Source organism: Streptomyces sp. NPDC046887, from assembly GCF_040644755.1.
Classification (GTDB): Bacteria; Actinomycetota; Actinomycetes; order Streptomycetales; family Streptomycetaceae; genus Streptomyces; species Streptomyces lichenis.
Genome location: NZ_JBEYXH010000002.1, coordinates 374,355 through 399,198 on the forward strand (window position 1 = coordinate 374,355; position 24,844 = coordinate 399,198).

Genomic DNA, 24,844 nt, shown 5'->3' on the forward strand with positions numbered 1-24,844 from the left:
TAGGAGCTTCGTCTACCCATGCATCACCTTCATGACACGCCTCTGCGCTGGCGCGGAGAGCGGTACCCCAGCACGGACGCGGCGGGGATCTACGGCGCCCTCGCCGACCTCGACCAACCCTGTTTCATCGTCGTCACTCCCGAGGGGATCGGCGCCGTCTCCGGCGGCGGGGTGGTCTCCGGTACGGACGCCACCGGCTGGCCGCTGCTCGCCGCCGCCCAACCGCTGCCGCCGCACCGGCTGGGGTCGGCCGCCTTTCTGACCGCCCACGGGGTGCGCAGCCCCTATATGGCCGGCGCCATGGCGGGCGGTATCGCCTCGGCGGACCTGGTCATCGCCCTGGCCCGGGAGGGTTTCCTGGCCTCCTACGGGGCGGCCGGGCTGCTGCCCAGGACGATCGAGCAGGCGCTCGGCCGGTTCGCCGCCGAGATCCCGGAGCTGCCGTACGCGGTCAACCTCATCCACAGCCCCAGTGAGGACCGGCTGGAGCGGGAGGCGGTGGAGCTGTTCCTGCTGCACGGGGTGCGCTGTGTGGAGGCCTCCGCCTACCTTGACCTCACCCCGCATGTGGTCCGCTACCGGCTGGCCGGGCTCTACCGGGAGGCGGACGGCACGGTGGTGGCCGCCAACCGGCTGATCGCCAAGGTCTCCCGGACCGAGACGGCGGAGCGCTTTATGCGCCCGGCGCCCGCGGCCCTGGTGGGCTCGCTGCTGGAGCAGGGGCTGATCACCCAGGAGCAGGCCGCGCTCGCCCATCACGTACCGCTGGCCGACGACATCACCGTGGAGGCCGACTCCGGCGGCCACACCGACCGCCGTCCGCTGCCCGCGCTGCTGCCGACGATCCTGCGGCTGCGCGACACCGTGCAGCGCGAGCACCGCTACCCGGTGCCGGTGCGGGTGGGCGCCGGCGGCGGTCTGGGCACCCCGGTGGCGGTGAGCGCCGCCTTCGCCATGGGGGCCGCCTATGTGGTGACCGGCTCGGTGAACCAGTCCTGTGTGGAGTCCGGGGCGTCCACCGCCGCCAAGGCGATGCTGGCGGAGGCGGGTATCGCGGACTGCGACATGGCACCGGCGGCCGATATGTTCGAGATGGGGGTGGAGCTCCAGGTCCTGAAGAAGGGCACCCTCTTCCCGATGCGGGCCCGGAAGCTCTACCAGCTGTACCAGGCCTACGACGGTATCGAGGCGATCCCGGCGGCCGAGCGCGCCAAGCTGGAGCAGCAGCTGTTCCGGCGGCCGCTGGAGGACGTCTGGCAGGAGTGCGTGGGCTACTTCGAGCGGCGCGACCCGGAGCAGCTGGCCCGCGCGGCGGGCAGCCCCAAGCGCCGGATGGCGCTGGTGTTCCGCTGGTATCTGGGGATGTCCTCGCGCTGGGCGGTCACCGGGGAGAGCGACCGCACGATGGACTACCAGGTCTGGTGCGGCCCGGCGATGGGCAGCTTCAACGACTGGGTGACCGGCAGCTATCTGAAGACCCCGGGCAACCGGCGGGTCGCCGACGTGGCCCACCATCTGATGCTGGGCGCGGCCTTCCACACCCGGCTGGCGCAGCTGCGCAGCGCCGGGGTGCGCATCCCGGCGGGGGTCGGCGACTACCGCCCGGTGCCGCTGGAGGCCCCGGTGGACGACACCCCGGCGGGGCTGCGATGAGCGCGGCGCTGACCCCGGAGCGGCTGGAGGAGCTGCTCGGTGACCCCGGCGACGACAGCCTGCCGCACGGGTTCGCGGCGGCGGTGGCCCGGGACGAGCGGGACGAGTTCCCCACCGCCCTGTGCGAGGCGCTGGTGGGCGCCGGGTTCCATCTCAACTACCTGCCCCGGGAGTGGGGCGGCACCTTCGAGTCGTTCGACCGCAGTCTGACCCTGGTGCGGTGCGCGGCCCGGCGGGACGTCAACATCATGCCGGGCACCATGTTCAGCATCATCGCCGCGACCTGTCTGCAACTGCACGGCTCGGCCGCGCAGCGGGAGCGGGCGGCACAGATCCTGCGCGGCGGCGGCGCGGTGGCCTTCGCGCTCACCGAGGCGGCGCACGGCAGCGATCTGCTGTCCGGCGAGGTGCGGCTGACCGACGGGATGCTGGACGGCGAGAAGTGGATGGTAGGCCTGGGCACCCGCTGCGAGGCGGTCTACGTGGTGGCCCGCACCGGCGGCCGGGGCCCCGCGGCCTTCTCTGCCGTCCTGCTCGACACGGCGTCGGCGGAGACCGGCGGGCTGGAGCGCGCGCCCGCCGCCCGTACCGGCGGGATGCGCGGCATCGACCTGGCCCGGCTGCGCTTCACCGGGCTGCGGGTGCCGGACGACGCGCTGGTCGGCAAGGTCGGCGAGGGTCTGGAGGCGGCGGTCAAGGCGCAGCAGGCGGTACGGCTGATGTCCATGGCCGGCAGCCTCGGCATCGCCGACAGCGCGGTCCGCCTCACCCTGGACTTCGCCTCGTCCCGCAAGGTCGGGCGCACCGCGCTCACCGAGTCGCCGCACCCCCGGCGCGAGTTGGCCGTCGCCTCGGCGGCGCTGCTGGCCGCGGACGCGGTGGCCCTGGCCGCGGCTCGCGGGGTGCACGTCTTTCCCGAGGCGTTCAGCGTCTGGGCCCCGGTCGCCAAGCACATCGTGGCGGAGTCCTGCGAGGAGCTGATCCGCCGCTGCGGCACCGTGCTGGCCACCCGCTCGGTGCTACGGGAGGGGGCGCCGGGCGCCGGGCTGTTCCAGAAGCTCGCGCGGGACTCGGGGGTGGTCCGGGTCATCGACTCCAGCACCCTGGCCAACCTCCGGTCCTACGCGGGCCAGTTGCCCACCCTGACCGGCACCGGCGCCCCGGTGGACCCGGCCGCCCTGGCCACGGTCTTCGACCTGGACGCGGAGCTCCCCCCGTACCGACCGGACCGGCTCGACCTGTTCGCCCGGGGCGCCGACCCGGTCCTCGCCGGCCTGCCCGGCGCCCTGGCCGCGGTCACCGACGACGTACCGGAGGAGGACGGGGTGACGGCCGGGCTGCTGACGCGGCTGGCCGAGGCCACCGGCGGGCTCGGCGAGCTGACCCGCGCCGCCCAGCGGCCCGGCGCCGACCCCAACGCCCTGGTGGACACGGCCGAGCGGTACGCCTGGCTGCACGCCGCCGCCACCTGCGTACACCTCTGGCAGGCCAACCGGCACCGCCCGCTGTACGGCACCAAGCCCGGCTCCACCGGCTGGCTGGGTGCCGTGCTCGGCTATCTGCTCGCCCGCGCCGACGGCGTGGACCCCCGGCGCCATGGCGCCGCCCTGCTTCCCGCCCTGGACGCCGTGTCGGCACTGCGGGAGTCCGGGCAGCTGTTCTCCGCCCTGCCCGTGGCGCTGGCGCCGACGACCCGACAGGAGTCCTGATGTCCCAGGCCGATCTCACCGCCCTCGCAGCCGATCTGGAGCAGTATCTCGGTGATCCGTCGGACGACGGCAGCCGGATGTCCTTCCACCGGGTGCTGGACCTGGACGAGAACCAGGAGTACCCCTTCGGCCTGGTCAGCCAGTTGCGCCGCTGGGGTGCACACGAGTACTCGCTGCCCGGGGAGCAGGGCGGCCGGGCGGGCAATGTGGAGACCGGCTTCAATCTGATGCGGCTGGTCGCCCGCCGGGACGCCACCACCGCCACCGCGCTGGTGATCACCAACCTCAGCTTCATGCCGCTGTGGATCGCGGGCACCGAGGAGCAGAAGAGCACCGCCATCGCCTCGATGAAGCGGGGCGGCGGGCTGTCCTGGGGGCTGTCCGAGCGCGAACACGGCAGTGATCTGGTCGCCAACGAGATGACCGCCGTCAAGGTGGAGGGCGGCTGGGAGCTGACCGGTGAGAAGTGGCTGATCGGCAACGCCACCGTCGCCGACACCATGGTCGTCCACGCCCGCACCGGCAAGCGCAACGGCCCCGCCGCGTACTCCATCTTCCTCGTCGACAAGTGGACCCTCGCGGCCGAGACCGTCGAGGAGCTGCCGATCGAGAAGCTGCACGGGCTGCGCGCCCTGGACCTCAGCGGACTGCGCCTGGAGCGGGCCTTCGTCCCGGACGGCGCGCTGCTGGGGGCCGAGGGCCAGGGGCTGGAGATCGCGCTGAAGGCCACCCAGGTCGCGCGCTGCGTGATCGGCAGCCTGCCGATGTCCGCGGTGGACACCGGGCTGCGACTGACGCTGGACTTCACCGAGGGCCGGATCCTCTTCGGCACCGCGGTCAGCGACGTCCCCTACAGCCGCCGCCAGCTGACCGAGGTGTTCGCCGACCTGATGATCGCCGACGCCATGAGCCTGGGCGCGGTGCGCTGCCTCCAGGCCGCCCCGGAGCAGATCAGCGTCTGGTCGTCGGCGGTGAAGTACCTGGTGCCGACGCTGCTGGAGCGGACCATGGCCCAGCTGAACACGGTGCTCGGGGCGCGGTTCTTCCTGCGCGACCACCCGCACTACGGCCCGTACCAGAAGATGCTGCGCGATCTGCTGGTGGCCAATATCGCCGACGGCAACACCGTGGTGAACCTGCGCAACCTGGGCCAGCAGCTGGGCGGCCTGCTGACCACCGCCCTGGACGCCTCGCCCGAGACCCGGGCGGCCGCCGCCGACCGTGCGGGGGTGCTGTTCTCCATGGACCGGGAGCTGCCGCGCTACGAGCCGTGGCGGCAGGAGCTGTTCAGCCGGGGCGCGGACGACGCGCTGCTCGCCGCCCCGGACGGGATACGCCGGCTGCGCGAGCTGGCCGAGGCGGCGGAGGACACCGAACGGGACCGGCTGGAGCGGTCCGCCGAGGTGGCCGAGGAGCTGCTGGACCGGACGGCATCGCTGGCCGACCGGGCCGCCGCGCTCAAGGAGGAGCTGGGCCGGGCGTACTCCCAGTCGGCCGAGCTGTTCGAACTGTCCAAGGAGTACTGCCTGCTGCACGCGGTCTCCGCCTGTGTGCTCACCTTCGTCCACTCCACCGAGGTCTCGGAGGCGCCGCTGCCCAGCGGGGCGCTGCTGCTGCTGATGCTGGAGCGGCTGCGCCGCCATGTCCACCCGGTCGAGCAGGTCACCGACCAGTCGGTGGTGGACGAGGTGATGGCGGTGCTGCGCCGGCTGCACCGCGAGGACCGGCTGTTCTCGCACTGGCAGTTCCCGCTCGCCAAGCGCGCCGGCGACCTCGCCGCCGCCCGCCGCTGACCGCCCGGGAAGCCCCTCCGATGGACGACGACCCCACCTCCCTGTGGCTGCTGCCGGAGTACGCGGTGGACGGCTTCGCCGCCGCCCTCGGCGGGGTCCGGCTGCTCACCGACCCGGAACGGGCCGCCCTGGCCCGGCGCCCGGCCCCGGGGGCCCGCCGGCGCTTCCTGGGCGCCCGGCTGCTCTGCCGGCACGCGCTCAGCTCCACCGCGTCCCGGCCGCTCGCCCACTGGCGGTTCACCACCGGCCCGTACGGCCGTCCGGAGCTGTCCGGGGACGGGGACGGCCTGCGGTTCAACCTCTCGCACACCCCCGGGCTGATCGCCTGCGTGGTCACCCGGGGCCGGGGGTGCGGGGTGGACACCGGCCCCGATCCCGCGCCCGCCGGGCTGGCACCGCGGCTGGCGGCCCGGCTCGCCCCCGCCGAACGGGCCGAGCTGGCCGCCGCGGACCCCGGCGCCCGGGACGCCCTCGCCGCCGAGCTGTGGGTGCTCAAGGAGGCCTACCTCAAGGCGCTGGGCACCGGGCTGACCCGGGACCTGGGCTCGTTCGCCTTCGGCCCCCGGGGCGCCGGCCCCATCCGCGTACACGACCCCCACCGGCCGGCCTCCCGCTGGTGGTTCGACCTGCTGCGGCCCGCCCCCGGGCACCTGGTGGCCGTCGCCGCCGAGGACGGCCGCCCGGGGGCCCTGCGCCGCACCGACCTCGCCCCGCTCCCGCCCCCGCGCCTCTCCCCCGTCTGAGACCGCGCCCCACCCCACCGAAGGACACCCCATGTCACAGCCCACCCGCCCGCGCGTGGCCATCGTCGGAGCCGGTGCCGCCGGGATCTCCGCCGCCTACCATCTGCGCGAGCGCGCCCACCTCACGATCTACGAGCGGGAGGACCGCCTGGGCGGTCACGCCAACACGGTCGAGGTGGTGGAGAACGGCCGCACCCTCGGCATCGACACCGCCTTCGTCGTCTTCAACCGCCCCGCCTACACCAACCTCTGCGAGTTCTTCGAGGAGTTGGGCGTCGACACCGTCGAGCACCGAGGCGCCTTCAACTTCTTCGACCGGGACAGCGGCCTGGAGTACGGGACCAGGGAGCTGGACCTGAGCGAGGAGGAGGTGACCGCCCGCTACTCCGAGGAGTTCCTGACCATCTGGCGGGAGGCACGGCGCTTCCACACCGAGGGGCGCAAGGACTTCGTCCGCAAGAAGGCCGACATCCCGCTCGGCGAGTACCTGGACCGGGGCGGCTACAGCCAGGCGTTCCGCCACTCGTATGTGATCCTGCTCTGCTCGGCGGTCTGGTCCATCCCGGCCGAGCTGATCTGGCAGATGCCCGCCAGCACCGCCATCGCGTTCTTCATGGGCCACGACGAGGGCGGCCTCGGCGGGCGCGGGGTGGACTGGCGCACGGTGGGCGGCGGTTCGGTCTCCTACGTGCGCAAGGCGCTGGCCGCGATCGGCCCGGAGATCCGCTCCGCCGAGCCGGTGACCGCGATCCACCAGGACGGCGACGGGGCCACGGTGACCACCGCGCGGGGCTCCGAGCGCTTCGACTACGTGGTCATCGGCGCGCACGCCGACGAGGCGCTCGCCCTGCTGGACAACCCCAGCGACCGGCAGACCGAGGTGCTCTCCAAGGTGGCCTACAACGGCTCCACGGTCATTCTGCACACCGACCCCTCCGTGGTGCCGGCCGACCGGGAGCGCTGGGAGGCGTGGAACTACGGCAAGGTCGAGGTCGACGGGCAGCCGAAGACCTATGTCGCCTACTACATGAACAAGCTGCACGGCTTCACCGCGGAGCAGGACTACTTCGTCACACTGGACTACCCGGGCGAGGTGGACCCGGCGACCGTCATCGCCGAGTTCCCGTACACCCACCCCGTCATCGACGTGCCGGTCCGCGAGATGCAGCAGCACATCTACGACGTCAACGACGGCACCCGGGTGAAGCTGTGCGGCTCCTACTTCCACGCCAAGCGCCACGGCGTGGACCAGATCGGCTCGCATGAGGCCGCGTACTCCTCCGGCATGGACGTGGCCGCCCGGATCATCAGCGAACTCTGACCGTCCACACAGCAGCGCCCCGGGGAACCCGCTCCCCGGGGCTTTGCCGTTCCCCCTCACCGTCCCCCGCTGTACAGCTCCCGCCCACTGAGGAGATCGGTCAGAAACCCCAGCACGGAGCGCTCCGCCGGCCCGCCTTCCCGTTCGACGACCGCGCACCGCTGCCGCCCGGCGGGCACGGGCCCGTCCAGCGGCGGCCGAGGCGCCGGGAGTGCGGGATGCTCCCCTGTGCCCTCCCCGGACAGCTCCGGGGCCCGGGTACTGATCTGCTCCAGCCGGGCGCGGAGCAGCGGGGTGTGGCCATGGGCCTCGGTGAGTCGGCGCCGGGCCTCGGTGTAGACCCCGATCGCCTCCCCGCTCCGCCCCGAGCGGCAGAGCGCCAGCATCAGCTGGTCATGGAAGCGCTCGCACAGCGGATGGGCGGCGATGGCCTCCCGCAGCTCCGGGACAATCTCCCGATGGCGTCCGGTACGCAGCGCCGCGTCGAACAGCAGCTCCAGCGCCCGGTGCCGCTCGTCCTGGAGCCGGTCCGCCAGCGCGGCACCGAGGGGCCCGTACGGTCCTCCTCCGCCGTCCAGCACGGCCCCGCGCCACAGCGGCAGGGCGCCGCGCAGCACGGTGTACGCGCCCTCCGGGTCGCTCCGGCGCAGCCGGCCGGCCCGGGCGAGGGCGAGGCCGAACCGCCCGCTGTCCGTCTCCGTGGCCGCGACCCGCAGCAGCAGCCCGTCCGGGCCGGCGGTCAGCCGTGCCCGCGCACCGCCCGGTCCCTCCACCGCCGCGATGGTGGAGCGCACCCCGGCGATATGGGCGCCGAGCGCGGCGCGCGCGTGCTTGGGGGTCCGATCGCCGCCCCAGACCTCCCGGACCAGCTCCTCCCGGGGCACCGGAGCGTTCGGCCGGGCGAGCAGCGCGCCGAGCAACCGCCGCTGCTTGGGGCTGGTCAGCGGCGCCCGAAGGCCTCGCTCCTCGTCCAGTAGATCGGGCGGGCCCAGAATCCTGAACTGCATGTCCTTGCCTCCCCGCACGCGGCACGCAGGGCCTCCGCCCCGCGCCCTTCCACCCGCGAGAAGACCATCCGCCGCGTCCGGCGCACCTGAGGGCCGGCCACTCACTTCCCCCCGGCCTCAGCCACCCATCCCCCACCGACGCCGCCGCACAGGGCAGGACAAGGTGAGTACCCGCCACTCACGCACCCCCACCCGCCCCCGTGCTGTCATCGCTGTCGTCGCTGTCATCGGGGCGGGTCAACCGCGGTGGCGGATCGTGGACTCGGCCTCCTGGGCGAGCCGGCGCAGGGCCAGCAGCGCGGGCTCCAGCAGGATGGTCAGCAGCACGGCCCGTTCCGCCTTCTCCAAGGGGTCGTCAGGCCCTTCGAGTTGGTCCAGGTCGAGGGTGGCCGTCTGCTCGGCCAGCGCGGCGTAGGGCAGCAGTTCGCGCCAACCGTATTCCACACCGAGGGAGTTGAGCGTGTGCAGAGTCCGGGTGATCACCTCCCGGGCGGGGTTGTTCTCGGAGACGTCCCACCCCATCTCCGCGAGGAGATGGTCCACCCCCAGCCCGTCCCCCTTCTCCCCCTCCTCCGCGCCCTTCCCGCCCCCGTCACCGGACGGCCAGATACCGAAGACCAGGCCCAGCAGCTCATGGGTGTCGGACTTGCCCTCGGAGATGACGTCCAGGACGTCCTTGGCGGCGCCCACGCTCAGCCCCCGCACCCCGATCAGGGCCCGGATCAGCCGGAGGCGGCGTACATGGGCCTCGCCGTACTCCGCCTGGGTGGCGGCGGTCGCGCGCCCGGGCGGCAGCAGCCCCTCCCGCAGGTAGTACTTGATCGTCGCGGTGGCCACTCCACTGCGACGGCTCAGTTCGGAAATCCTCACCCGGTTTCAGCTCCCCACTGGCAACTAGGCAGTACCACTGTCTAATATAGATACCGCCACTCACCAACTGTGATGCGAGGATACCGTGCCGACTCTTCCGTGGACCACGCCCAACCCGGCCCGGCCCGACACCACCGCCTTCGTCATGGCGTCGCGGCTGGATGTGCGGTCCGGCAAGGACACCCCACGCTTCTTCTGGAAGTCGCTCTCCGCCTGGGGCCAGGTGCGCAAGGCCCCGGGAGCGCTCGGCGCCTCCCTGGAGGCCCAGCTGCTGAAGGGCGTCTTCTACACGCTCTCCGCCTGGGAGGACAGGGACGCCCTGTACGCCTACGCCAAGGCCGAGCCCCACAAGACGATCATGACCGGTCTGCGCTCCGTGATGCGCGAGTCGACGTTCACCTTCTGGGAGGTGCCGGTGGCGGAGCTGCCGATCACCTGGGCGGACGCCAAGCGCCGCATCGAGGAGCAGGCCCGCAAGGACGCGGCGCAGGGCGACCGCAGCCGCTGACCCCTCGACCTCCGGCCCAGGGCAACCCCCGTCCCTGGGCCGGAGTCCCGACCACTTCGCCCCGCCGAGCACCAGCCCGGCGGGGCGGCGGGCGGTGTCAGGCGGCCGGGCGCCGCTCAGGCCACCGTGATGACCACCTTGCCCGGGGCGTGTCCGTTCTCGACCGTGGCGAGGGCGGCCGGGGCGTCGGAGAGCGGCTGGACCGCGGTGATCACGGGTGCGAGGACTCCGTCGAGGGCCAGCCGGGCCGACCGCTCCAGGTCCTCGCGGTCGATGCGGCGCTCGACCAGGCGGCCACCGAGATCGGGCACCGTCACGTCACCCACGGCGATGACATCGCGGGGATGCCGGACCAGCGGGGCGACCGTCCGCAGCGAGGCGCCTCCGACCAGGTCGACGATTCCGTCGAAGCCGCCCGGAACCAGCTCGCGTGCCGCGGCGGCGACGTCCTCGGCGGTGTAGTCGATGAACCGCACCCCGATGGCCTCGGCGTACTCGCGCTTGGTGGTACTCCCGGTGCCGATCACCCGCAGCTCGCGCCCGATGGCCAGCCGCGCGACGGCGAGGCCGACCCCGCCCCCGACCCCGTTCACCAGGACCGTGGCACCGGCCGGGAGGCCGAGCTGGTCCAGCACGTCCACCGCGGTCGTCCCGGCCACCGGCAGCGTCGCCGCCACGGTCGGGGACAGGCCCTCCGGGACGCGCGCGGTGTGGGGCGCGGACAGCACCGTCGTCTCGGCGTAGGTGCCGCCGCCGGTCAGCGCGAAGCCGAAGACCGCGTCGCCCACCTCCAGCCCGCTGACGTCCTCGCCCCGGGCGAGAACGGTTCCGGCCGCCTCCATGCCCAGCACGCGGGGAAACGGACGCCCGCCGTCGAGCCCGTCGACCAGACCCGAGCGCAGCAGGTGGTCGAGGGGATTCACCCCGGCCGCGGTGACCCGGATCAGCACCTCGCCGCGACCGGGGACGGGATCGGGACGATCGAAGGACTCCTGCACCTCAGGCCCGCCATACCTGCCGAAACCCCACGCCTGCCCCATCTTCCGCCGCCTCTCGTCCGACCGGCCCGGCGACTCCGGGCGCGGTCGCCATCCTCACCGGTGACATTGACGTCAGGGGCAACCGGCTGAGACGCGGCTCACAGCATCAGGCCGACCGTGCCGCCTCCTCCGGGGCCATGGACGGCTCCGCCCGGCGCCGGCCGCCGGCCCCCCGGTCGCCACGTCGAGCCCCGCGCGGCGGGGCGGACCGCTGAGCCCCCTCCCCGCCCCTCCTGAGGAATCTCCCCGAAGGATCGTTTACTCACCGGTTGGCCTCTGGCGTTTGCCTGGTTTGATCCGCGCACGGGTCCGGACCGCTCCGGACCGGGGGACGGACTGCCTACTGGAAGGTGCGCAAGCCGCCCGGGCCGACCGCCCGGGCCCACCGAAGGGAAGTGGTCCCCATGCGCAACCCCCACCTCGCCGTCAACCCGCCGGCCGGACGGTTCCGGGACGCCGAGGGCACCCCGTACATGATCAACGTGGCCATGTCGCCGGAGACCGTGCAGCAGCTCGCCCAGGGCAACTACAAGCTGTTCATGTTCAAGGCGGTGCAGAGCGCCGTGGGCGGCGGCGCGCCGACGGTGTGGGCCGCCACCACCCAGTACTCGACCTCCACGTCGGTGGCATGGACCGAGGACTACTACGCGTACGCCTCGATGGAGGAGATCCAGAACGGCGTCGACTTCAGCAGCAGCGACACCGAGGCGATCGACCTGGGCCAGATCCTCCAGGTCTCCGGCCAGGCGGTCGGCTCGGTGGTGGACGGCGGCACCCCCGGGGCGGTCACCGTGCAGAACACCGTCACCACCCCGTTCACCTGCGGGCTGGCCCAGCCCAACCCGACCGGCGGCGGACTGCCCACACCGATCTGCGCCTTCCCGCTGTACGGGCTGAACCTCGACCTCATCGTGCCGCTGGAGAAGGTGGCCCTGGTCTTCGCGGCCGCGCCCTACCAGGAGGGCATGGTCATCGAGAGCTCGATCGGCCCGGCCGTGCTGGCCGACCTCACCCTCAGCAACAACATCAGCCTCGGCTACGACATCAACAACGGCTGGTCGTGGACCGGCAACCAGGCCTCGGACATCCCGTCCGACCAGTTCATCGAGACCCTGATCGTGCCCTCCGGCCTCGGTCAGTCCGTCGGGCTGCCGAACCTCCTCGGGGACGCCGTCACCTCGGTGTCCATCTGGACGCCGATGAGCACCAAGCCCTTCCAGCCCAACAACATCATCGCCCGGGCCTCCTCCGGCTCCGTCGACCAGAACTCGCTGGCCGCCGTGCTGACCCCGCAGGCCGGGGCCGCCGTGATCCGCAAGGACCAGGTGTACATCGCGGAGTTCTTCGTCCGGCCCACGGTGATGGAGACCTGGCAGGTGCAGTGCACCTATGTGCCGGAGGCCCCGGGCAACCCGTACGACTTCAAGAAGCTGCGGGAGATCCCCAACCCCTGACCGGCGGACCGGGAGAGGGGGCAACGGCATGACGCACATCGGCACCGATGTCCGTCCCGAGACCGACGGGACCCGGCGGCTGATCGTCCTGACCATGCCGGAGCCCACCGTGCGGGCCCTCCGCGAGGGCGGGTACGCGCTCTCCCTCTGCCACGCGGTCGGCTGCGACCAGCGGGACGGCGTCCCGCTGGTCTGGGCCGTCCTCCGGGATCTCGCCCCCACCACCACCCTGGCGTGGAACGCGGAGACCTACGCCTACGCCGCCGCCCCGCCCGCCCCGCCCCGGCTCTGCCCGGTCGGGGCCGGGGAGGTGGTGGCGGTCGGCACGGACGCGGCCACCGCCCCGTACGACCGCCCCGGCGGCGACCCGGGCGCGGTCACCGTGCTCAACACCACCCCGAACCCGTACACCTGCGGGCTCGCCCAGACCCCGCCGGGCGACGGCGACGGGCTGCCGGCACCGTACTGCGCCGTCCCGCTCCACGGCGGGCACCTGGTCTTCCTGACCCCGCTGCCCCGGATCACCCTGGCGTTCGGCACCCGGCCGCTGCGGCCCGGAGCCCCGGCCGGGGACATCGTGGGGCCCACCGTCCTGCTCGACCTGGCCCGCCCCGGTCCCGCCCACCTCGGCTTCGACCTGCACCGGGGCTGGTCCTCCCGGGACGCCCGGACGACCCCCATCGGCCTGGGCGGCGCACTGACCGCGGCCCTGATCGAGCAGTCGGCCTGACCGTCTGATCGAGCACGTGGAAAGGAGCGCGCTCATGCAGCCGCCACCGTGTCAGGACCCCCGCCCGGACACCGCCCCGGCAGCCGACCCCTTCCGCAGATCCTGGGTGGACACCGAGCTGCGGGCCCTCGCCGAGGAGGCGAACGCCCGGGGCGAGGGGGCGCGGCGGGAGCTCACCGACCGGCTGCTGGAGACGCTCTGGCCCTGGGCGCTGCGCACCGCCCAGGCGCAGGCGGCACGGGTGCCGGCCGGCGCCGACCGGGAGGCGGTGCGCGGTGAGGTGCTGTGGGAGGTGTTCCAGGCGGTACGCCGGATCGACTGGCGGCGGTACGAGGTGTGGCCGGCGCTGCTGAAGGCCCGGCTGCGCAACGCCTGGACCGGCGCGGCGCGGGCCGAGGACCCGCTCACCCGGGGCGAACGCCGGGCCAGGACCGCCTACTTGCGGTACGCGGAGGCCGAGACCCAGCGGCTACGGCGTACCCTCACCGCCACCGAGCGCGCCGAGATCGTGCGCCGCTTCCTGCCGCGCGGCGGGACCTCCCCGGTGCTGCTGGGCCGCGGCCTGCTGGCGGCCGGCCCGGCCCCCGACACCCGGGCGGTACGGGAGGCCGACCAGGATCCGGCGGTCCTGCTCCAGCGCCGCTGGCTGGGCCAGGCGGTACGCGACTGGGTCGCCCACGACCTGCCGCCGGGACTGGCCCGCGAGGTGGCCGCGCTGCTGGACCGCGACGAGGGCGACCGGCTGACCCGCTCCCTGCTGCACCGGATACGCCCCTACGCGGCGGCGCTGCACTCCCGCCTCGACTCGGCACACGAACCCGGAGCGGTCCGGTGATCAGCCCGGCACCCATGACCGCTTTTGAGTGCAATGTCCGTCGGCCGCGGTTGGAACGCCCCGCCCGGACGCACCAGCAGTCCATGACCCCGCGACACCACACCGCACCCGCTTCCCCCTCCCGCCAGCGGTGACCCGCCATGGCCGCCCCCCACACCTCGCCGCACCCCGGCACCCCCAACGCCCCCTACCCCACCCCAGCCCCCCACACCGACCACCCCGCCCGCCCCCGCCCCGCACCGGCCGACCTCCCCACCCCCCGCACCGAGTCCCCCTACCCCTACCGCACCGCCCTGTTCGACCGCGCCGGGATGGCCGTCACCCTCCTCGACCGGACCGGCCGCATACGGGAGGCCAACCCGGCCGCCGAACGGCTCCTGCGCCGGACGCCCGGCACTCTCACCGGCACCTCCCTCTCCCCGTACCTCGGCCCGGAGACCCACACGGCCCTCTGGCGGCGGCTGCTCTCCGGCCCGTACGGCTACGTCCACACCACCGTCCCCCTCACCCTCCCCGGCCACCGACTCCCCGCCGTCCAACTGGTCGCCTGGCTGGTGCCGCCCGGCCACACCGCGGCCGAGGCGGTCTGCTGCCTCCTCCCACCCTCGGGCCCGGCCCCCGACGCCCCGCCCCCGGCCGTCCACCCCGCCCTCTCGGCGGTGGAGGTGCTCATCGTGGAGGGCCTGGCCCTGGGCCTCAGCAACGCCGAGCTCGGCCGCGAACTCCACCTCAGCCGCCAGGGCTTGGACTACCACATCGGCCGCCTGCGCCAGAAGTTCGGCGCCCGCAGCCGTACCGCCCTGGTAGCCCGCGCCTACGCCACCGGCCTCCTCACCCCCGGCACTTGGCCACCCCACGTGGCCGGCGCAGCTCCCCGGCCCCTCGCGCCGGGGAGCAGGCCGGGGTGATCGGACCCTTTCACGTCGGACCCCGTTGTAATAGAAGTTGTCGTAGAATGGTGGCCATGAACCCGAACCGTCCCGGCACGACGGAGAACATCTCGATCTCGCTACCCTCGGACCTGCTCAGCGAGCTCCGCGCTCGGGCAGGGCGTCGAGGGGTGTCCGGCTACATCACCGAGGCGGTCCGGCACCAGTTCGCCATGGACGGGCTTGCCGAGATCGTCGCGGCTCACGAGAGCGAGCACGGAGCGCTCACCGAAGAGGAGATCGCCGCCGCGCAGCGGGAGCTCTTCGGAGAGGACGCCGCAGCCGACGCGGAACGGGACGCCGCGTGAAAGAACCACCCGTACGCTCGCTGGTCCTGGATTCCGAAGCGTTGTCGCTGCTCGTCGGCAATGACCGCCAGATGGCCGCTCGTGTGGAAGCGTCCCGACGTGCTGGCGTCCCTGTACTGGTATCCGCGTTGACCGTCGTCGAAGCCGCGCATTCCCGGACCGACCTGGCGCGCCTCAGGTGGGTGCTCTCGCGGCTGAGTGTCGAGCCGGTCACGCCGGAGGACTCCTCCACCGCGGTGCGACTACTCCGTGACGCCGGCGGGCTGCACGGCCACAAGTACGCCATCGACGCTCTGGTCGCCGCATTGGCCCTCCGCTCCCGGGGGCCCGTGCTGGTGCTGACCTCCGACCGTGACGATTGGTCGAAGTTGTGCGGCGAGCGCGTCATCGTCAAGGACGTCTGAGCCTTAAGACCGGCGGGTCACTCGGTCCCAGGCAGGGCGTCCGGTCAGGCGAGGGGCTCGAGAACCTTGCGGGCGGCCCCGTGGACGCCGGGCGCGGAGGCCAGGAAGTCACGGCTGCCGGTGTGCCAGGGCTCGCCCGCCAGATCGGTGACGGTGCCGCCGGCCTCGGAGACCAGCAGGGCGCCGGCGACCAGGCCGGAGCGGACGTCGGAGAACTGCCAGAACGCGTCCATGCGTCCGGCGGCGACATGGATCAGCTGCATCGTGGCGGGCACCGAGACCCGTACCACCAGGCCGTTGACGAGCATCGCGGTGACCGAGTCGCCGATCCGCCGGAAGGTGCGCTCGTCCTCGCCGGGCCTGGCCTGCCCGGTGCCGACGAGCGCGGCACCCAGGTCGGTCTTGGCGGAGGCCTTCAGCGGCCGGTCGTTCAGCTGGGCGCCACCACCGGCGACCGCCGTGTACGTGTCGCCGGTCAGCGGCAGATGGACGACGGTGAGGACCGGCCGGTTGTCGCGGACCAGGGTGGCGGTGACGGCCCAGTCGTCCATGCCGTGCACATGGTTGATGTTGCCCTCGGCCGGGTCCACCACCCACCACTCCCCCGGCGGGAGCGCGCCGCCGGCCAGTTCGTCCTCGGCCCACCGCGACCCCTCGCGGGCCCGCAGCAGCGGCTCCCGCAGCACCTCCAGCACCGCGTCGTCGTTGGCGTGGATCTCGGCGACGACCTCCTCCAGGCTCACCCCCCGGGCGTGCGGGGTGTGGCGGTCGAGCAGCGTGCGGCCGGCGGTCCGCACCGCCTCGGTCACCTCGGCGAGCAGCGTCGTTCCGGCGGCGAAGGGCATGGCTGCGGTCATGGTGGGCTCCTCGGAGTCGGGGTTCATGGGGCCGGGGACCGTCCCGTCCACGCACCTCGAACGTAGGGCGCCGCATACTTAACAACAAGTGCATGCTTGTCACTTGTAGAGTTACCGCCATGCAACTGGACCTCAACCTGCTGACCGCCCTGGACGCGCTCCTGGAGGAGGGCAGCGTCACCGGCGCCGCGGCCCGGCTCCATGTCACCGCACCGGCGATGAGCCGTTCCCTGGGCCGTATCCGCAAGGTCACCGGGGACCAGATCCTGGTCCGGACCGGCCGCGGCATGGTCCCCACCACCCGCGCGCTGGCCATGCGCGCCGAGGTCCACGCCCTCGTACAGCAGGCCCACCGCCTGCTGTCCACGCAGGCGGAGCTCGATCTGCCGTCCCTGGAGCGGGTGTTCACCGTGCGCTGGCACGACGCCCTGATCGCGGCCTGCGGCACCGCCCTGACCGCGACCGTGCACCGGCAGGCCCCGGGCGTCCGGCTGCGGCTGTCGGCGGAACCAGGCACCGACGACCCCGAGTTGCGCCGGGGTGAGGTCGATCTCGCCTCAGGCTCCACCGAGCCGACCGCCCCCGGCATCCGCCACCGCCTCGTCGGCAGCGACCGGCTGATCGTCGCCGTCCGACCGGGCCACCCCCTCACCAAGGGCCCGTCGAGCACCGACGACCCGCTGAGCACCGACGGCAAGTTGAGCGCCGACGAGCCGCTGAGCGCCGAGCGTTACGCGGCCGCCGACCATGTCACCGTCTCCCGGCGGGGCAGCCTGCGCGACCCGATCGATGACGCCCTGGCCGCACGGGGCCTGGCGCGACGGGTGGTCGCCGCCGGTCCCACCGCCGCGTTCGCGCTGCGGCTCGCCCTGGACGGCGACGTGGTGGTCACCCTGCCCGACCTGGCCACCCGGGCGGAGCGGGACCGGCTCGGTCTGGTCACCCTGCCGCTGCCCGTCCCCCTGCCCGAGGTCCCGCTCCATCTGCTGTGGCACCGGCGCTACGACGACGACCGCGCCCATACCTGGCTGCGCGAACTGGCCACCGCGACCCTCAGGGAGGTGTTCGCACCCCGGGACATCAGGGGCTGAGGGCGGCCCAAGGACCGGCCGGTCAGCCCTCGGAGCGCCGCCTGCGCGCGTGGGTGCGCGCCTTCATCCGGTTGCCGCAGGTCGCCATGGAGCACCACCGGGCGGTGCCGGGCCGGCTGTGATCGACGAGGAAGAGGTTGCATTCCGCGTTGGCGCAGGCCCGCAGCCGCCGTGGCAGTTCCTCGGTGACCCGGGACCAGGCGAGCACCACCCGGGCCGCCAGTTCCTCGTCCGGCGCCGCCTCCAGCCGCCAGGACACCCCCGTCGCCGAGACCTCCGGGCGGAGCCGCACCCGGTCGAGCACCGAGGCCAAGCCGCCCACCTCCACCGGCCCGCCCCGAACGAGCGACTGCAAGGCGTCCCGCACCTGGCGCAGGCGGTCCCGCTCCCCCTCCGTTCCACAGCCTCCGAGCGCCCGCGCCCAGTCGGCCGCCTCCGGCTCGTCCAGGGCGTCCGTGGGGCGGCCGTCGACCACGGGGGCGCTGTTGAGCACGGCGAGCAGCAGTTCCTCGTCCTCCACCACGACCGACCCACCCTCCTCCTTGACGCGCCACCCGGCCCTGTGCACCATAAGAGTAACCTAACCACTTAAATCGACTTTAGGGGTTACCGTGGTCGCTGTTCATCACCGGACCGTGGACGTCGACGGCCTGACCGTCTTCTACCGGGAGGCGGGCCCGTCGGACGCCCCCGTCCTCCTGCTGCTGCACGGCTATCCGACGAGTTCGCATATGTTCCGGCACCTGATACCGGCGCTGGCCGGTCCGTACCGGGTGATCGCGCCCGACCACATCGGCTTCGGCCGCTCCTCGGCGCCCGGCACCTCGGACTTCAGCTACACCTTCGACGCCCTCGCCGAGGTGACCCGCGGCTTCCTGTCCGCCCTCGGGGTGCACCGCTACGCGATCTACGTCCAGGACTACGGCGCACCCATCGGCTGGCGCCTGGCGCTGGCCTCCCCGGAGGCCGTCACCGCCGTCGTCTCGCAGAACGGCAACGCCTACGAGGACGGCTTCGTCCCGGAGTTCTGGGAGCCCGTCTGGGCCTACGGGGCGCGGCCCACCCCTTCGACCGAGGCGGCGCTGCGGCCCGCCCTGGGCCGGGAGGCCGTCGAGTGGCAGTACACCCACGGCGTCCCCGACCCCAGCCTGATCGACCCCGACGCCTGGGAGCACGATCTGGCCCTGCTCGCCCGCCCGGGCGTGGACCGCGCCCAACTCGCCCTGTTCGGCGACTACTCCGGCAACCGGGCCCTGTACCCGGCGGTGCACGAGTGGCTCCGCTCCCACCGCGTCCCCGTCCTCGCGATCTGGGGCCGCAACGACGAGATCTTCGCGGCGGCCGGCGCGGAGGCGTTCCGGCGCGACGCCCCGGACGCGGAGATCGTCCTGCTCGACGGGGGCCACTTCCTCCTGGAGAGCCACCTCGACACGGTCGCCGCCGCCATCCTCCGGTTCCGCCCACGCGTGCTCGGCACGCACGTCGACGGCTGACGGCACACCTCCACCCGGCCGACGGCGGACTTCCCCCGACCCTCGACCCCCTCGCATCCGTCCGCCGAACGTCGGAGACTGGGCGGCGACGATCGTGAAGACCGTCCATGGGGACGGGCGCCGGCGGAGGGGAAGCGGATGCGGGAGAGCCATCGCACCGAGGCGGAGCGGCTGTTGGCGCGGGCCGTGGAGGACGAGGTGCGCCGCTCGGGCGGGCGGGCCGACGCCGGGGTGCTGCTGTCGCGGGGGCGGGCGGCGCTGGACGGGATGGCGGTGAGCGCCGCCGAGGAGTACGCCGCCTACACCGGTGCGCTCGCCGAGGCGGGCGCGGACCGGCCGCCGCTGTCGGCGCGGCTGAGCCGGCAGGCGGTGGGCGGGCCCGCGCTGGTCACCGCGGTCGCCGCGGTGGCCGCCGCCGGGGCGGACCTGGCGCTGGGCACCGCGGCCGGGACCGCACTGGGCGCCGGGGCCGTGGTCGCCGTGGCGGGCGCGGCCACCACGGTGCTGCGGGCCACCGCCGGACACTGGCCGGCCGCGCACCGCAGGGCCGGAGCGGCGGGCCAGCCGGGCGGCGCCGAGCAGTTGCGGCTCCAGTGGCTGACCGCGCTGGAGGTACGGGGCATCCGGCCCTTCCTGGACCAGCAGCGCGTCCTGGCCGCGGCCGGCGAGCGCACACCCGCGGCCGCCAAGGCCGGTTCCGGACCCGCCCTGCGCGGGGTGGACCGCAGCGCGCTGGCCCGCCGCCGTACCGCCCTGGAGCAGTCCTTCGCACAACTCCCCTCCGAGGCTGAGCCGTTCGCCGGGCGGCGGGCCGAGCTGGAGCGGATCGGCCAGTGGGTCCGGGCGGGCCGGGCGGCCACCGGGACGCAGCCGGTGGTGGTCGTCCTGCATGGCGAGGAGGGCTCCGGCCGGACCGCGCTCGCGGTGCGCGCCGCCCACCAGTCGCGCGACCTCTTCCGGGGCGCCTGCCTGGTCGATCTGCGCGGCTCGGGGCCGGGCGGACGGCCGCTGTCCACCCGGGACGCGCTGCTGCACCTGCTGAACCGGCTGGGCGCGCCGCGCGAGCAGCTGCTGTTCCGGGAACGCGGGGACAGCGAGCCGCAGTTGCGCCGACTCACCGAGCTGTACCACCAGCATCTGCGGGATCTGCCGGTCGTGGTGGTGCTGGACGAGGCACGGGACGCCGGGCAGGTGCGCGCCCTGCTGCCGGAGCGCTCCGACAGCCTGGTGCTGGTCACCGCGCGGGAGCCGCTGGAGCTGGGCGAGGACGTCCCCGCGCGGACCCACCAGCTGGCGGTGGGCGCCCTGGAGCCGGCGGACGCCGAGGCGCTGCTGCGGGCAGGGCACACCACCGAGGGCCGCCCCTACGACGCCCAGGGGTGGGACAGCCTGGCGGAGACGGCGGGCGGGCTGCCCCTCGCGCTGCGGATCACCGGGGCGGCGGTGGGCGATCGTCCGGCCGCCGAGGTCGCCGCCTCGCTGGCCGCCCGGGACGGCGGCCCGGTGGAGCGGGCCGTGGCCGCGCGGTACGAGACCGGGCTCGGCGAGGAGGCCCGGCGGCTGCTGCGGAGGCTGTCGCTGGCCGGCCGGGCCTCACTGGGTGCGGCGGCGGCCGCGGTGCTGATCGCCGCGGACGAGGAGGAGGCGGCCGCGTTGCTGCGCGAGCTGGCCGGGGCCGGGCTGCTGGACCGGGTACGCGGTGAGCGGTTCCGGCTCCATGACGCGGTACGGGCGTTCGCGGCCGGCCGGCTGCGGGCCGAGGAGGACCCGGCCGAGGTGACCGCCGCCCGGGAGCGGCTGATCAAGGCGTACGCGGAGCTGGCGGACACCGTGATCCGGATGGTCGACGGCAAGATGTCCACCCGCGCGGGCCGCTTCACCGGGCACGGCTTCACCTCGCTGGAGGCGGCGCTGCGCTGGCTGGACGACGAGTCCGGGTTCATCACGGCGACCCTGCGGCACGCCGCGGACGTCAGCCGGCAGACGGTGCTGGAGCTGCTGGGCGCGCTCTGCGACTACTGCCTGCTGCGCGGCGACCTCTACCGGCTGGGGGTACTCCAGGAGCTGGCCGAGCAGGTGGACCAGGGGCTGCTCCAGCGCTCCGTGCAGTGGCGGACCGGTATCGCGGCCCGCCAGCTCGGCGAGCTGGACACCGCCCGTACCACTCTGACCTCGGTGGTCTCGCTCTACCAGGAGGCCAACCAGGACGCGGAGACCGCGCTGGCGCTCTGCTCGCTCGGCATCACCCTGCACCACCAGGGCAACCTGGCGGAGGCCGCGGACCGGCTCCGGGAGGCGCTGGCGCTCCAGCAGCCCGTGGAGCTGGCGGCCGACCGGGCCTGGACCCTGCACGCCCTCGCGGCGGTGGAGCGCGACCGGGGCGAGGTCGCCGAGGCGCTGGCCCTGCTGGACACCTCACTCGCCCTCCACCGGAGCGGCGAGTCCCTGCACGGAGAGGCCTGGGCGCACTTCCAGCTCGGCCAGGCACGGCTGCGGCTGGGCGAGGTGGCCCGGGCCGAGGAGGAGCTGCGCACCGCGCTGGAGCTGTACGGGCGCACCCGGGACGAGCGCGGCGAGGCCTGGGCGCTGACCCAGCTGGGCCGGGCCCGGCTGGTGGACGGCGACCCGGGCCCGGCCGTGGAGGGACTGCGGACCGCCCTGGCCCGGCACCGGGACAACGAGGACGCCCGCGGCGAGGCGTGGACCCTGTACTACCTGGGCCAGGCGCTGGAGGACGGCGGCGACCGGGACGAGGCGGTACGGGAGCTGGAGCGGGCCCGGGCGATGTTCTCCCGGATGCGGGACGTCTACGGGCTGGCCTGCGCCCGCCACCACGCCGGCCGGGCCACCCGGGACCAGGGCGCCGCCCGCACCGGGGGGCTGCGCAACTCTGGGTTCGCCCGCCAGCTGCTGACGGACGCCCGCGCCGACTTCCGGCGGATCGGTCTGGCGTACGGGGAGGGCTGGGCCTGCCTGGAACTGGCGGTGATCGACGCGGGCAACGGCCGCGCCCCGCAGGCGCTCGCCCTCTGCGAGGAGGCGGCCGTCCTGTTCGGCACCGCCGGCGACCGGCGCGGCGGCGACTGGGCCCGCTTCCTGCGCTGCACCCTGCTGCCGTACGCCTCACCCGGCGGCGTGGAGGTCGGCACGGTCGTCGCCCAGGAGGAGCTGACCCGTCTCGCCGCCGACGACCACCCGGCCCGTGATCCCCGCCTCGCCGACGCCCTCGCCACCTGGGGCCTGGTCCTGGAACGGGGCATCCGCCTCGAATCCCCCTGGCAGGCCTGGGCCCTCGGCCTCACCCCCACCCGCGCCGCCGCCGAAACAGTCGGCCTCCCCACGGACGCCCCCGGCCCCAGCGACGCGAAAGCCTGACCCCGGGGCGCTACGGAGGCGGGGCCCCGCAACGCGCGGGCACGCAGACGTACGGCCCCGACCCCGGGGCCGTACACCCTGCCGGCCGGGCCCTCCGCGTACCACCGGCGCGGGCAACCCACGGGCCGTCCGCCCAACCGCAGGTGCGGACCGCCCGCGTACCGACCTGCTACCTACCGCGCCCCGCGCCGGCCTCCGCGCCGGCCCTGGCCTTCGCGGCGGGCTCGGACTCCTCCGCGGCGGGGGACTCCTCGAAGTCCACCCGCTTCATGTGCCGGTTCATCGACTTCATCAGGGCCCAGACGGCCAGTGCCATCACCGCGAAGACGATGAAGCCGAGGACGCCGGGGGTGACCTTGTTCTCGTCCAGCTCCTTGGCGAGCGGGACGAGGTGGACCATGGCCTGGTGTGCGCTCATGTCAGGCATTGTCGCGGATGCCCGCGAAGAGGTCGTCCTCGGGGAGGGATGTGGGCACCACGGTCTTGGCGAGCTCGTAGTCCTCGGTGGGCCACAGCTCCTTCTGGAGGTCCATCGGCACCCGGAACCAGCCGCCGTCCGGGTCGATCTGCGTCCGGTGCGCGATCAGCGCCTTGTCCCGGGTCTCGAAGAAGTCCGCACAGGGCACATGGGTGGTCAGGTTCCGCTCGACGTGCTCGGACTGGTCCCACCGCTCCAGCCACTCGCCGTACGGGGACTCCAGCCCCCGGGCGGTCAGCCCGTCGTGCAGGGCCTGGGTGCGGGCGCGGTTGAAGCCCTGGTTGTAGTAGACCTTCGCCACCTGCCAGACCGGCCCGAACTCCGACTCCGGGTACTTCTCCGGGTCGGCCGCGCCCTCGAAGGCCACCATGGTGATCTTGTGGGTCATGATGTGGTCCGGGTGCGGGTAGCCGCCGTTCTCGTCGTAGGTGGTCACCACCTGCGGACGGAAGGCCCGGATCGAGCGCACCAGCCGGCCGGCCGCCTTGTCCACGTCCTCCAGGGCGAAGCAGCCCTGCGGCAGCGGCGGCAGCGGGTCGCCCTCGGGCAGCCCGGAGTCCACGAATCCCAGCCACTCCTGGCGTACCCCGAGGATCTCGCGGGCCTCGTCCATCTCCTTGCGGCGGACCTCGTGGATGTTCTCCTCGATGTACCGGTCGCCCTGGAGCTTCGGGTTGAGGATGGAGCCCCGCTCGCCCCCGGTGCAGGTGACGACCAGCACGTCCACCCCCTCGGACACATACTTGGCCATCGTCGCCGCGCCCTTGCTCGACTCGTCGTCGGGGTGGGCGTGAACGGCCATCAGTCGCAGCTGCTCAGTCAAGGCTCGGTCCTCAGGTGAAAGGGTGGCTCAGATGAAATCGTGGCTCGGCAGGCTTCTATAGTGACGGAACCAGCGGTCGGAAAATTCCGCCACGGAGCGGCATACGGCCCGCTCGGCCGCGGAGACCGGAGACGGCCGGAGGCGGCCCCGGGGCCGGGCGAGAGGATACGGACGGATGAGCACGGTGCGCGAGCAACGGCCCGAGGGGCGTTACGGCCGCTCGGCGGACGAGCGCGCCGACCGGCGGCTCAAGGCGGTCGGCTCGGTGCTGGGTGTGCTGCTCATCGCCATGGTCGGCTGGTTCGGCTACGACTACATCGCCGGTCAGAAGGTCAGCGCCGAGATGATCAAGTTCGACGTCTCCGCCGACGACCGGGTGCAGGTGCATCTGGAGGTCCGCAAGGACAGCGGCGACACCGGTTCCTGCACCTTGCGCGCGCTCGCCGAGGACGGCGGCGAGGTGGGCCGCCGGGACGTCCGCTTCGACCAGCTCGTGGACCGGATCGACGAGGTCGTCACCGTGCGCACCACCCGCCGGGCGACCAGCGCCCAGCTGATGGGCTGCACCTCCGACTGACCCGGGTAGGGCCCCCCGTACCGGGGTAGGAGCGGTCCAGGACGAGGCCGCGTCCCCGACGATCACAAGCGATCGCTCGCCGACGCCATCGGCAACGGTCTCGGCGATAGTTTCGTCACGTTTGTCCTCCCTCTTCCCCGCCTGAATTGTTAGGCTCGTGGTTTCGCCCATCCAGGACGGCACAGAATCCCGGGTAGGGCGATGCTTTGTATCCCAGTACCGACGAGGAGCACCCGTGACCCAGACCAGCGACAACGTCACCTGGCTCACCCAGGAGGCGTACAACCAGCTCAGGGCCGAGCTGGAGTACCTGTCTGGTCCCGCGCGAACCGAGATCTCCGCCAAGATCGCGGCCGCCCGGGAAGAGGGCGACCTGCGCGAGAACGGCGGGTACCACGCGGCCAAGGAGGAGCAGGGCAAGCAGGAGCTCCGCGTCCGCCAGCTCACCCAGCTGCTGGAGCAGGCGAAGGTCGGCGAGGCCCCGTCCCAGAGCGGCGTGGTGGCCCCCGGCATGGTGGTGACCATCGCCTTCGACGGCGACGAGGACGACACCCTGACCTTCCTGCTCGCCTCCCGCGAGTACGCCAGCGCCGACATCGAGACCTACTCCCCGCAGTCGCCCCTGGGGTCCGGGGTCAACGGGAAGAAGGTCGGCGAGGACGCGGAGTACGAGCTCCCCAACGGCAAGAAGGCCTCGGTGAAGGTCCTGGAGGCCAAGCCCTACCAGGGCTGAGCCGCCCACCGGCCACGACGGCAGGGGGGGGGGGGGGGGCGGCCGGCCCCCCCCCCCCCCCCCGCCCCCGCCCCAGCACTCCCCGGCCGCGCTCGACAAGGCCCGGGCAGCCG

General features: G+C 73.7%; 24 protein-coding genes. 17 read left to right on the plus strand and 7 right to left on the minus strand.

Annotated elements, in window-relative coordinates; genetic code table 11:
• Positions 1–18 precede the first annotated feature (18 nt).
• From ABZ945_RS04615 to ABZ945_RS04635, 5 genes are read left to right on the plus strand one after another with little or no spacing between them, the layout of a single operon-like run.
• Positions 19–1,653: a PfaD family polyunsaturated fatty acid/polyketide biosynthesis protein gene (locus ABZ945_RS04615; RefSeq protein WP_361263752.1), complete on the plus strand. Its 1,635-nt coding sequence runs from the start codon at positions 19–21 to the stop codon at positions 1,651–1,653.
• Positions 1,650–3,362: an acyl-CoA dehydrogenase gene (locus ABZ945_RS04620; RefSeq protein WP_361263755.1), complete on the plus strand. Its 1,713-nt coding sequence runs from the start codon at positions 1,650–1,652 to the stop codon at positions 3,360–3,362. The genes ABZ945_RS04615 and ABZ945_RS04620 overlap by 4 nt, the downstream gene beginning before the upstream one ends.
• On the plus strand, positions 3,362–5,155 hold the full coding sequence (locus ABZ945_RS04625; RefSeq protein ID WP_361263758.1) for an acyl-CoA dehydrogenase family protein: 1,794 nt from the start codon (positions 3,362–3,364) through the stop codon (positions 5,153–5,155). The genes ABZ945_RS04620 and ABZ945_RS04625 overlap by 1 nt, the downstream gene beginning before the upstream one ends.
• A 20-nt stretch (positions 5,156–5,175) precedes the next feature.
• A complete protein-coding gene (locus ABZ945_RS04630) occupies positions 5,176–5,898 on the plus strand; it encodes a 4'-phosphopantetheinyl transferase superfamily protein (protein ID WP_361263762.1) in 723 nt (240 codons plus the stop codon).
• Between the two features lie 31 nt (positions 5,899–5,929).
• Positions 5,930–7,219, plus strand: coding sequence for an FAD-dependent oxidoreductase (locus ABZ945_RS04635; protein WP_361263765.1), 1,290 nt, complete (start codon positions 5,930–5,932; stop codon positions 7,217–7,219).
• Between the two features lie 56 nt (positions 7,220–7,275).
• Here the strand turns inward: ABZ945_RS04635 and ABZ945_RS04640 are convergent, their stop codons facing one another.
• Both ABZ945_RS04640 and ABZ945_RS04645 read right to left on the minus strand, forming a co-directional pair.
• Entirely contained in the window at positions 7,276–8,226 is a 951-nt protein-coding gene (locus tag ABZ945_RS04640; protein ID WP_361263768.1) for an AfsR/SARP family transcriptional regulator, read from the minus strand.
• 237 nt (positions 8,227–8,463) lie between these two features.
• Positions 8,464–9,096, minus strand: a complete 633-nt coding sequence (locus ABZ945_RS04645; protein ID WP_361263771.1) for a MerR family transcriptional regulator — start codon at positions 9,094–9,096, stop codon at positions 8,464–8,466.
• Positions 9,097–9,181: 85 nt separating this feature from the next.
• On the opposite strand from ABZ945_RS04645, the gene ABZ945_RS04650 reads away from it, so the two are divergent.
• On the plus strand, positions 9,182–9,604 hold the full coding sequence (locus ABZ945_RS04650; RefSeq protein WP_361263774.1) for a DUF3291 domain-containing protein: 423 nt from the start codon (positions 9,182–9,184) through the stop codon (positions 9,602–9,604).
• Between the two features lie 116 nt (positions 9,605–9,720).
• On the opposite strand, the gene ABZ945_RS04655 is transcribed toward ABZ945_RS04650, so the two are convergent.
• The gene (locus tag ABZ945_RS04655; RefSeq protein WP_361263777.1) at positions 9,721–10,602 is read right to left on the minus strand and encodes an NADP-dependent oxidoreductase; all 882 of its coding nucleotides are present in this window, start codon (positions 10,600–10,602) and stop codon (positions 9,721–9,723) included.
• A gap of 446 nt (positions 10,603–11,048) precedes the next feature.
• Here ABZ945_RS04655 and ABZ945_RS04660 point away from each other — a divergent pair, with 446 nt between their 5' ends.
• From ABZ945_RS04660 to ABZ945_RS04685, 6 genes are all read left to right on the plus strand, one after another.
• Positions 11,049–12,098, plus strand: a complete 1,050-nt coding sequence (locus ABZ945_RS04660) for a hypothetical protein (RefSeq protein WP_248635805.1) — start codon at positions 11,049–11,051, stop codon at positions 12,096–12,098.
• Between the two features lie 28 nt (positions 12,099–12,126).
• The gene (locus ABZ945_RS04665) at positions 12,127–12,828 is read left to right on the plus strand and encodes a hypothetical protein (RefSeq protein WP_361263781.1); all 702 of its coding nucleotides are present in this window, start codon (positions 12,127–12,129) and stop codon (positions 12,826–12,828) included.
• A 34-nt stretch (positions 12,829–12,862) separates the two neighbouring features.
• Entirely contained in the window at positions 12,863–13,663 is an 801-nt protein-coding gene (locus ABZ945_RS04670) for a hypothetical protein (protein WP_361263784.1), read from the plus strand.
• Between the two features lie 140 nt (positions 13,664–13,803).
• The gene (locus ABZ945_RS04675) at positions 13,804–14,571 is read left to right on the plus strand and encodes a LuxR C-terminal-related transcriptional regulator (RefSeq protein ID WP_361263787.1); all 768 of its coding nucleotides are present in this window, start codon (positions 13,804–13,806) and stop codon (positions 14,569–14,571) included.
• Positions 14,572–14,627: 56 nt separating this feature from the next.
• Entirely contained in the window at positions 14,628–14,900 is a 273-nt protein-coding gene (locus ABZ945_RS04680; protein WP_361263790.1) for a hypothetical protein, read from the plus strand.
• Positions 14,897–15,304, plus strand: coding sequence for a PIN domain-containing protein (locus ABZ945_RS04685; protein WP_361263792.1), 408 nt, complete (start codon positions 14,897–14,899; stop codon positions 15,302–15,304). Before ABZ945_RS04680 ends, ABZ945_RS04685 begins: the two co-directional genes overlap by 4 nt.
• 44 nt (positions 15,305–15,348) lie before the next feature.
• On the opposite strand, the gene ABZ945_RS04690 is transcribed toward ABZ945_RS04685, so the two are convergent.
• Positions 15,349–16,161, minus strand: coding sequence for an inositol monophosphatase family protein (locus ABZ945_RS04690; RefSeq protein WP_361263795.1), 813 nt, complete (start codon positions 16,159–16,161; stop codon positions 15,349–15,351).
• 119 nt (positions 16,162–16,280) lie between these two features.
• On the opposite strand from ABZ945_RS04690, the gene ABZ945_RS04695 reads away from it, so the two are divergent.
• On the plus strand, positions 16,281–17,252 hold the full coding sequence (locus ABZ945_RS04695) for a LysR family transcriptional regulator (protein ID WP_361263798.1): 972 nt from the start codon (positions 16,281–16,283) through the stop codon (positions 17,250–17,252).
• A 22-nt stretch (positions 17,253–17,274) separates the two neighbouring features.
• Here the strand turns inward: ABZ945_RS04695 and ABZ945_RS04700 are convergent, their stop codons facing one another.
• A complete protein-coding gene (locus ABZ945_RS04700; RefSeq protein WP_361263800.1) occupies positions 17,275–17,823 on the minus strand; it encodes a CGNR zinc finger domain-containing protein in 549 nt (182 codons plus the stop codon).
• A gap of 40 nt (positions 17,824–17,863) precedes the next feature.
• On the opposite strand from ABZ945_RS04700, the gene ABZ945_RS04705 reads away from it, so the two are divergent.
• Both ABZ945_RS04705 and ABZ945_RS04710 read left to right on the plus strand, forming a co-directional pair.
• On the plus strand, positions 17,864–18,745 hold the full coding sequence (locus ABZ945_RS04705) for an alpha/beta fold hydrolase (RefSeq protein WP_361263803.1): 882 nt from the start codon (positions 17,864–17,866) through the stop codon (positions 18,743–18,745).
• 138 nt (positions 18,746–18,883) lie between these two features.
• On the plus strand, positions 18,884–22,120 hold the full coding sequence (locus ABZ945_RS04710) for a tetratricopeptide repeat protein (RefSeq protein WP_361263806.1): 3,237 nt from the start codon (positions 18,884–18,886) through the stop codon (positions 22,118–22,120).
• 169 nt (positions 22,121–22,289) lie between these two features.
• On the opposite strand, the gene ABZ945_RS04715 is transcribed toward ABZ945_RS04710, so the two are convergent.
• Both ABZ945_RS04715 and mca read right to left on the minus strand, forming a co-directional pair.
• Entirely contained in the window at positions 22,290–22,547 is a 258-nt protein-coding gene (locus ABZ945_RS04715) for a hypothetical protein (RefSeq protein ID WP_361263809.1), read from the minus strand.
• Positions 22,540–23,421 carry a mycothiol conjugate amidase Mca gene (gene mca / locus ABZ945_RS04720; RefSeq protein ID WP_361263812.1) on the minus strand — a complete coding sequence of 294 codons (882 nt, stop codon included), beginning with the start codon at positions 23,419–23,421 and terminating at the stop codon, positions 22,540–22,542. Before mca ends, ABZ945_RS04715 begins: the two co-directional genes overlap by 8 nt.
• A 175-nt stretch (positions 23,422–23,596) precedes the next feature.
• Between mca and ABZ945_RS04725 the strand changes: the two genes are divergently transcribed.
• A complete protein-coding gene (locus ABZ945_RS04725; protein WP_361263814.1) occupies positions 23,597–23,998 on the plus strand; it encodes a DUF4307 domain-containing protein in 402 nt (133 codons plus the stop codon).
• Between the two features lie 235 nt (positions 23,999–24,233).
• Entirely contained in the window at positions 24,234–24,731 is a 498-nt protein-coding gene (greA, locus tag ABZ945_RS04730; protein ID WP_361263817.1) for a transcription elongation factor GreA, read from the plus strand.
• The last annotated feature ends 113 nt before the right edge of the window (positions 24,732–24,844 follow it).